At 61.7% G+C, this 7,006-nt stretch carries 8 protein-coding genes and 1 pseudogene; 1 reads left to right on the top strand and 8 read right to left on the bottom strand.

The window, feature by feature from the left end:
* Positions 1 to 25 precede the first annotated feature (25 nt).
* From KZX66_RS24700 to KZX66_RS24710, 3 genes are all read right to left on the bottom strand, one after another.
* The gene (locus KZX66_RS24700; protein WP_248083837.1) at positions 26 to 1,639 is read right to left on the bottom strand and encodes an NAD(P)/FAD-dependent oxidoreductase; all 1,614 of its coding nucleotides are present in this window, start codon (positions 1,637 to 1,639) and stop codon (positions 26 to 28) included.
* 106 nt (positions 1,640 to 1,745) lie between these two features.
* Positions 1,746 to 2,417, bottom strand: coding sequence for a hypothetical protein (locus tag KZX66_RS24705; protein ID WP_248083838.1), 672 nt, complete (start codon positions 2,415 to 2,417; stop codon positions 1,746 to 1,748).
* Positions 2,418 to 2,512: 95 nt separating this feature from the next.
* Positions 2,513 to 3,112 carry a short chain dehydrogenase gene (locus KZX66_RS24710; protein WP_248083839.1) on the bottom strand — a complete coding sequence of 200 codons (600 nt, stop codon included), beginning with the start codon at positions 3,110 to 3,112 and terminating at the stop codon, positions 2,513 to 2,515.
* 104 nt (positions 3,113 to 3,216) lie between these two features.
* Here KZX66_RS24710 and KZX66_RS24715 point away from each other — a divergent pair, with 104 nt between their 5' ends.
* Positions 3,217 to 4,125 (top strand): LysR family transcriptional regulator, encoded by a 909-nt coding sequence (locus tag KZX66_RS24715; RefSeq protein WP_248083840.1) that lies wholly within the window; start codon positions 3,217 to 3,219, stop codon positions 4,123 to 4,125.
* On the opposite strand, the gene KZX66_RS24720 is transcribed toward KZX66_RS24715, so the two are convergent.
* The 5 genes and pseudogenes from KZX66_RS24720 to KZX66_RS24740 form a co-directional block, all read right to left on the bottom strand.
* Positions 4,126 to 4,611 carry a DoxX family protein gene (locus KZX66_RS24720; RefSeq protein WP_248083841.1) on the bottom strand — a complete coding sequence of 162 codons (486 nt, stop codon included), beginning with the start codon at positions 4,609 to 4,611 and terminating at the stop codon, positions 4,126 to 4,128. It abuts the gene before it with no gap.
* On the bottom strand, positions 4,608 to 5,384 hold the full coding sequence (locus KZX66_RS24725; RefSeq protein WP_248083842.1) for a DNA-binding domain-containing protein: 777 nt from the start codon (positions 5,382 to 5,384) through the stop codon (positions 4,608 to 4,610). The genes KZX66_RS24720 and KZX66_RS24725 overlap by 4 nt, the downstream gene beginning before the upstream one ends.
* A complete protein-coding gene (locus tag KZX66_RS24730) occupies positions 5,381 to 6,259 on the bottom strand; it encodes a DUF692 domain-containing protein (protein WP_248083843.1) in 879 nt (292 codons plus the stop codon). Before KZX66_RS24730 ends, KZX66_RS24725 begins: the two co-directional genes overlap by 4 nt.
* Positions 6,260 to 6,282: 23 nt before the next feature.
* Complete coding sequence (locus KZX66_RS24735; protein ID WP_248083844.1) at positions 6,283 to 6,579, bottom strand: DUF2282 domain-containing protein; 297 nt, start codon at positions 6,577 to 6,579, stop codon at positions 6,283 to 6,285.
* A 181-nt stretch (positions 6,580 to 6,760) separates the two neighbouring features.
* Positions 6,761 to 7,006, bottom strand: a pseudogene (locus tag KZX66_RS24740) (ABC transporter ATP-binding protein); the annotation flags it as partial.

Consider the following 7,006-nt stretch of genomic DNA (forward strand, 5'->3'; position numbering starts at 1 on the left):
CTCCCACATTGGCTCCGTGGCGTTCTTAGGCTTCGATACCCAGCATGTCGCGAGCCAATGCCTCGGCAATTCGAATCCCGTCAACGCCCGCCGACAGAATCCCACCGGCATAACCGGCGCCTTCACCTGCCGGGAACAGACCTTTCACGTTCAAGCTCTGCATCGAATCGTTGCGGGTAATCCGCAGCGGTGACGAGGTGCGGGTTTCGATCCCGGTCAACACGGCGTCGTACAGCGAGTAGCCTTTGATCTGCTTCTCGAACGCCGGCAGCGCTTCACGGATCGCCTCAATGGCGAAGTCCGGCAACGCCAGGGCCAGATCGCCCAGGGACACGCCCGGTTTGTAGGACGGTTCCACACTGCCGATGGCCGTGGAGGGCTTGCCGGCAATGAAGTCACCGACCAACTGTGCCGGCGCCTCGTAGTTGCTGCCACCGAGGATGTACGCGTGGGACTCCAGGCGCTCCTGCAACTCGATACCGGCCAGCGGGCCACTGGGGTAGTCCACTTCCGGGGTGATGCCGACCACAATGCCAGAGTTGGCATTGCGCTCGTTACGCGAGTATTGGCTCATGCCGTTGGTCACCACGCGGTTCGGCTCCGACGTGGCGGCGACCACGGTGCCGCCTGGGCACATGCAGAAGCTGTAGACCGAGCGGCCGTTCTTGGCGTGGTGCACCAATTTATAGTCGGCAGCGCCCAGTTTCGGGTGTCCGGCGTACTTGCCCAGGCGCGCGGCGTCGATCAGCGACTGCGGGTGTTCGATACGGAAGCCCACCGAGAACGGCTTAGCTTCCATGTACACACCGCGGCCGTGGAGCATGCGGAAGGTGTCGCGGGCGCTGTGGCCCAGGGCGAGGATCACGTGTTTGGAGAGGATCTGCTCACCACTGGCGAGTACTACGCCGTGCAGTTGACCGTCCTCGATCAACACGTCGGTGACGCGCTGTTCGAAGCGCACTTCACCGCCCAGGGCGATGATCTGCTCGCGCATGTTTTCGACCACGCCGGTCAGGCGGAACGTACCGATGTGCGGCTTGCTGACGTAGAGGATTTCTTCCGGCGCACCGGCCTTGACGAACTCGTGCAGCACTTTGCGCCCGTGGAATTTCGGGTCTTTGATCTGGCTGTAGAGCTTGCCGTCGGAGAACGTCCCCGCGCCGCCTTCGCCGAACTGCACGTTGGACTCGGGGTTGAGCACGTTTTTGCGCCACAGGCCCCAGGTGTCCTTGGTACGCTGACGCACTTCCTTGCCGCGTTCGAGGATGATCGGCTTGAAGCCCATCTGCGCCAGCAACAGCCCGGCGAAGATGCCGCAGGGGCCAAAGCCGACCACGATGGGGCGTTCGACCAGCCCTGCCGGTGCCTGGCCCACCACGTGGTAGCTGACGTCCGGCGCCGGGTTGATATTGCGGTCATCGGCAAACTTGAGCAGCAGGGCGGCTTCACCCTTCACATTCAGGTCGATGGTGTAGATGAAACACAGCTCCGACGACTTTTTGCGGGCGTCGTAGCTGCGCTTGAACAGGGTGAAATCGAGCAGGTCATCACTGGCGATCCCCAGGCGCTGCACGATGGCGGGCCGCAGGTCTTCTTCGGGATGGTCGATGGGCAGCTTGAGTTCGGTGATTCGTAACATGACGGGATCCGGTAGGCGGCGGGCAAATAGGCCGGCTGTTTTGCAAACCGGCGATTATAAGCCCCATTGGCGATTTTCCGTCAGGTAAAAACAGCGCAGGGCTGAGTCAGTCGTCGCGCGAGCCGCCAAACGCCGCGCAGCCACGTTGCACCTGACCGTTTACACGCAACTCTGCGGTCATGTGTTGCAGGCTGCCGCTGACACTGTCCACACAGCGCTGCGGGGCTACCCATAGCTCGACGTGCTGGTTGTTGGCTTCGGTCATCAGGTTGAAGCGCCCGTCACCGATTTGCTCTTCCACATACGGGACCGCCAATGGCGGCTGGCCTTCACGCTCCAGCACCATGCCTTTTGCCGTGACGTTCATCGCCCACGCCGGCTTGTGGCCGTTGGCGCGCAAGGTCATGCGCTTGAAGTCCGGATCGTCGCAGGCCGACGTCGACCGCTCGACACGGTACAACTGCTGCAGCTCCACTTCGCCCTGGGTACCGCTGGCAACACCGGAGAATTTGCCGCGCAGGTCGGTGAACAGCGCGCCTTGCTGGCCGGCAAGGGACGCCGCTTCCTGCAGGATGCTGGTGCCGCCGGTGTCCTTGACCACGTAGTTGCGCTGGTCGTGGCACGGTTGAAACAACAGCTTGCCACCCACCACGGTGAGTTCACCCTGCATGCGGGTCAGCCCGGCGGTAGAGGGCTTGGCCGGCTCGCTTTCGAACATCTGGCAGGCGGCGAACAGGGGAAGCAGGGCAAACACAGCGAGGGTACGGGCGGCACGCATAAGGGGTCTCCAGACAAGTGCCGCCACGTTACGCAGGCTGGCGATGCATCACAAGCCCACTCGCCAGCTTCAGGCGTTTCTGACAGACCTGGCAGTCAGCCAACGATAAAGGTCTGGCCCGTCTGCAAGCCTTCCACGCTTTTCGCGTAGGCCAATGCCACATCGGCGCCACTGACCGGTTTGTAACCGCGGAAATACGGCGCGTAGCTGCCCATGGCCTCTTCCAGCACCGTCGGGCTGACGGCGTTGATGCGCAAGCCCCGTGGCAATTCAATTGCCGCCGCTTTGACAAAGGCATCGATGGCACCGTTGACCAGTGCCGCCGACGCGCCGGTACGAATCGGATCACGGTTGAGGATGCCGCTGGTCAGGGTGAATGAGGCGCCATCGTTGGCGTACTCACGGCCGATCAACAACAGGTTGACCTGGCCCATCAGCTTGTCACGCAGTCCCAGTTCGAAGTCGCTGTCGCGCATGTCCTCCAGGGCGACGAAATTCACGCTGCCCGCCGCGCACACCAAGGCGTCGAATTTTCCCGTCTGCTCAAACAAGCTGCGGATCGAGGCGCTGTCGCTGATATCCACCTGGAAGTCGCCGCTGCTGCGGCCGATGCTGATCACTTCGTGGCGCTCGGCCAGTTGCGCCTTGACCGCTGAGCCAATGGTGCCGCTGGCGCCAATCAGTAGAATTTTCATGCTGCTGTTTCTCCACGGAGTCAGTGAAGGTTCAGTCTAGAGTGGCTTTTTAAGCGGATAAACGTGCTAATGGGCAACTTTTGGTTTTCATTTGGAAACAATCCATGAGCGAAATGGATGACCTGGTGGCGTTTGCCGTATTGATCGAAGCCGGCAGTTTTACCCTTGCCGCCGAGCAGTTGGGGTGCAGCAAGGGCCAGTTGTCCAAGCGCATCAGCCAGCTGGAAGCGCAGTTTTGTGTGGTGCTGCTTCATCGCACCACGCGCAAGCTGAGCCTCACCGCTGCCGGCGCGGCGTTGTTGCCACAGGCACAGGCCTTGGTGGTGCAGGTGGAACGTGCCCGCCAGGCATTGGCCCGGCTCAAGGATGATTTGGCCGGGCCAGTGCGTATGACGGTTCCGGTTTCGTTGGGCGAAACCTTCTTCGACGGCTTGCTGCTGGAATTTACCCAGCGGTACCCGCAGGTGCAGATTGAACTGGAACTCAACAACAGCTACCGCGACCTGGCGCGGGACGGTTTTGACCTGGGGGTGCGTTCAGGCTCGATTGAAAACGAACGGCTGGTAGCCAGGCCGCTGTTGGCCTGGCACGAGATGACCTGTGCCAGCCCGGCGTACCTGGCGCAGCACGGCGAACCCCAAACCCCCGCCGACCTGGCGGCGCATACGTGCTTGCTCAACAGCCATTACAGCGGTCGCGAAGAGTGGCTGTATCACCAGCAGCACGAGTTGTTGCGGGTCAAGGTGAGTGGCACGTTCGCGTCCAACCACTACAACTTGTTGAAGAAAGCCGCGTTGGTGGGCGCGGGCATCGCCCGTCTGCCGTCCTACGTGCTGCAGGCGGAATTGGCTGACGGTCGATTGCGCTGGCTCCTGCGCAATTATCAGACGCGCAGCCAGCCGATGTACCTGGTGCATCCCTATCAAGGTGGCCTGCCGCGCCGCACTCAGGTATTGGCCGATTACCTGGTGGACTGGTTCAAACGCAGCGGCGAAGCGCTGGATCGGCTTTAACTAGCGGTAGCGCCGCGCAATCAGTTGGTCGATGGACAAGCGCCCTGGCCCCTTGGCGACCAACAGCAACAGCAGCGCAAGCCAGGTGCCGTGGGTTGGATAAGCATCCGGGTAGACGAACAGTTGAATGGTCAGGGTCATGCCGATCAAGGCCAGTGCCGAGAAGCGCGTGGCGAGCCCCACCAGAATCAGCACCGGAAAAAAGTGCTCGGCGAAAGCCGCCAGGTACGCAGCGACTTCCGGCGACAGCAGCGGCACGTGGTATTCGCTGCGAAACAGCGGCAATGTCGAGGCGGCCAACTTGGGCTCGCCAAGCTGGAAGGTGCCGTTGACCAGATCAATCGCCAAGCCTTCGACCTTGGTTTGCCCGGATTTCCAGAACACGGCGGCAATCGAAAAGCGTGCGATAAATGCGATCAGGCTGTAGGGGATTGTGTCGAACAGTGCGATGACCCGTGTGATCGGGTTCGGAGCCTTGGCGTTCATGGCGATACCTTTTGTTCTGGGAGCAGGTGGGTAATGGCGTCGCGGCTGATCAGCAGCGACAGGCACTGTTGCAGGTCGAATTCGGCCGAGGTTTCAAGGGCCACGGCCACGGCAGGTTCCAATGGCGTACCGCGGTTCAGGCTGTCGATAAATGCCACCGAGCCGCTGTCGACGGCAAACACCTTGACCTCCAACCCTTGACGCAGGACCAGTGCGCTTTGGGCATGCCAGGGATTCAAGTCGGTAACCGCGCCGTCGGTTTGGTGTGCCGCCCATACCGCGACGACGGCGTAGGGCGAATTGAGCGTGGCGAGGGACGGGTGCAGACCCAGGCGTAACTGCCTGAGGTCTGCCTGACCGTGCAGTTGCTGGAGCACGCAGGACTGCTTCAACGGCGGGATATCCGCCGCGTGATAGGCGCTCACTCGCAGGCGCTCAAGCCGTGCAATGTCCGCCAGGTAGGGCACGCCCGCTGCAGGCTCGAAGCGCTGGATGAAGTCGGCCAATGTGCTGCCGTATTCGCTGATCAACGGGCTTTTTGGCGGGAATGCTTGTACGTAAACGCCGGCCATCGCGCGAAAGAACTCATCGCCCACCAGTTGCAACGTCACGGGGTAGGCGCTTGCCAGTGCGTTGATCAACGCGCTGTGGACATTGTTGCAGTACACCGCAAAGCGGCTTTGCGGGTCCGCCCCGTTGCTGCTGAACCAGCCGTCCGGGCAAGGCAGGTTCGGCGCCAGCAGCGCAGCGGAAAATTTGGCTTGCAGGCTCATGAGGATGCCCTCGCCAGATGCCATTCGGCCTGCCGGGCTTCGGCCATCAATACGCTGAAGGCCGGCACCTGGTTATCCCGCTCGATCAGCGTGGCCTTGGGGCCGGTGCGCGCCAGTAGCTGCTCGTACAAACGCCACACGGCGTCGTCGATCGGCGCACCATGGTCATCGATCAGCAGGCGGTCACCGAGGCTGTCGGTGTCTTCGGCAAAACCAGCCAGATGAATCTCACCCACCGCGTGCAACGGCAAGGCGTCGATGTAGGCCAACGGATCGCGCCGGTGGTTGATGCACGACACGTAGACGTTATTCACATCGAGCAGCAAGCCACAGCCGGTGCGGCGGATCACTTCGCGGATGAAGTCGGTCTCGTCCAGGGTGGAGCGTTGGAACTGCAGGTAAGTGGAGGGATTCTCCAGCAACATCTGCCGTTTCAGCGTGCTCTGTACCTGGTCGACGTGTTCGCATACCCGGTTCAGGGTGTCCGTGTCGTAGGCCAGCGGCAGCAGATCATTGAGAAACACCGGGCCGTGGCTCGACCAGGCCAGGTGTTCGGAAAAGGACTGGGGTTGATAGCGGTCGATCAGCACGGCCAGGCGGGCCAGATGCTCACGGCTCAACGCGCCTTCGCCGCCGATCGACAGGCCCACGCCATGCAGTGACAGCGGGTACTGCTCGCGGATCAACCCCAGGTAGTGATGGAGCGGGCCGCCGGCGACCATATAGTTTTCGGCGTGCACTTCAAAAAAGCCGATATCGGGAGCGCTCTGGAGCACGTCGCTGAAGTGCTCGTTCTTCAGCCCCAGCCCGGCCCGAGAGGGCAGGCCGGGCGCCTGAGTCTGGGAGATGGCTTGCCGGGATGAAAGGGTCATCATCAGTACTCAGGCTGTGCTGGGTTTCAGGACTTGGCGGTAAAGGCTGCTTCCTGGCCGAAACCGGTCGGCGAGGTGGAGCTGGGAGTTTTGGTGCAGGTACCGGCGGGGACCAGCTTCCAGGCGTTCGCCTGGTCTTTGGTTTTCGAGGTGCCGGCGCAGGAAGTGCCAGCGCCTGCGGCGCAATCGTTCTTGCCGGCTTCAGCGACGCCGAAGCATTTCTGCATATCGTCAGCGGCGTGTGCCGTGGTGCTCAGGGCGGACAGGCTCAGCGCGGAACTCAGGGCCAGAACGAGGGAGGCGGCGGACAGTTTGGTCGTCATGGTGTATCTCCAGCAGTGGGTTTTGAGGAGCAGGCTTGAATGCCTGCTTGCACCACTAGAGACGCGAGGACGATGTTCATTACACGGTCAGGCGAAATACTTTCAAACAACGAAAAAAAAGTGGGAGGGGGGCTTATCCCCCCCTCCCACTTTCAGACCCGGTTCATCCAGCCACCGGTTTTTAACCGCCCAGGTACGCCTCACGCACCTTCGGATCGGTCAGCAACTGCTCGCCAGTGCCCTGCATCACCACCCGACCGTTTTCCAGTACATAGGCGCGGTCGGCGATTTTCAGCGCCTGGTTGGCGTTCTGCTCCACCAGGAACACCGTCACACCGTCCTTGCGCAGCTGTTCGATGATGTCGAAGATCTGCTGGATGATGATCGGCGCCAGACCCAGGGACGGCTCGTCCAGCAGCAACAGCTT

Source organism: Pseudomonas sp. EYE_354 (genome assembly GCF_023148575.1).
Lineage (GTDB): Bacteria > Pseudomonadota > Gammaproteobacteria > Pseudomonadales > Pseudomonadaceae > Aquipseudomonas.

What these genes read in the sequence shown, in the direction of transcription:
- KZX66_RS24715 (WP_248083840.1), top strand. Translation starts at nt 3,217, where the DNA reads ATGAGCGAAATGGATGACCTGGTGGCGTTTGCCGTATTGATCGAAGCC.
- KZX66_RS24710 (WP_248083839.1), bottom strand. Translation starts at nt 3,112, where the DNA reads ATGAAAATTCTACTGATTGGCGCCAGCGGCACCATTGGCTCAGCGGTC.
- KZX66_RS24705 (WP_248083838.1), bottom strand. Translation starts at nt 2,417, where the DNA reads ATGCGTGCCGCCCGTACCCTCGCTGTGTTTGCCCTGCTTCCCCTGTTC.
- KZX66_RS24730 (WP_248083843.1), bottom strand. Translation starts at nt 6,259, where the DNA reads ATGATGACCCTTTCATCCCGGCAAGCCATCTCCCAGACTCAGGCGCCC.
- KZX66_RS24700 (WP_248083837.1), bottom strand. Translation starts at nt 1,639, where the DNA reads ATGTTACGAATCACCGAACTCAAGCTGCCCATCGACCATCCCGAAGAA.
- KZX66_RS24725 (WP_248083842.1), bottom strand. Translation starts at nt 5,384, where the DNA reads ATGAGCCTGCAAGCCAAATTTTCCGCTGCGCTGCTGGCGCCGAACCTG.
- KZX66_RS24720 (WP_248083841.1), bottom strand. Translation starts at nt 4,611, where the DNA reads ATGAACGCCAAGGCTCCGAACCCGATCACACGGGTCATCGCACTGTTC.
- KZX66_RS24735 (WP_248083844.1), bottom strand. Translation starts at nt 6,579, where the DNA reads ATGACGACCAAACTGTCCGCCGCCTCCCTCGTTCTGGCCCTGAGTTCC.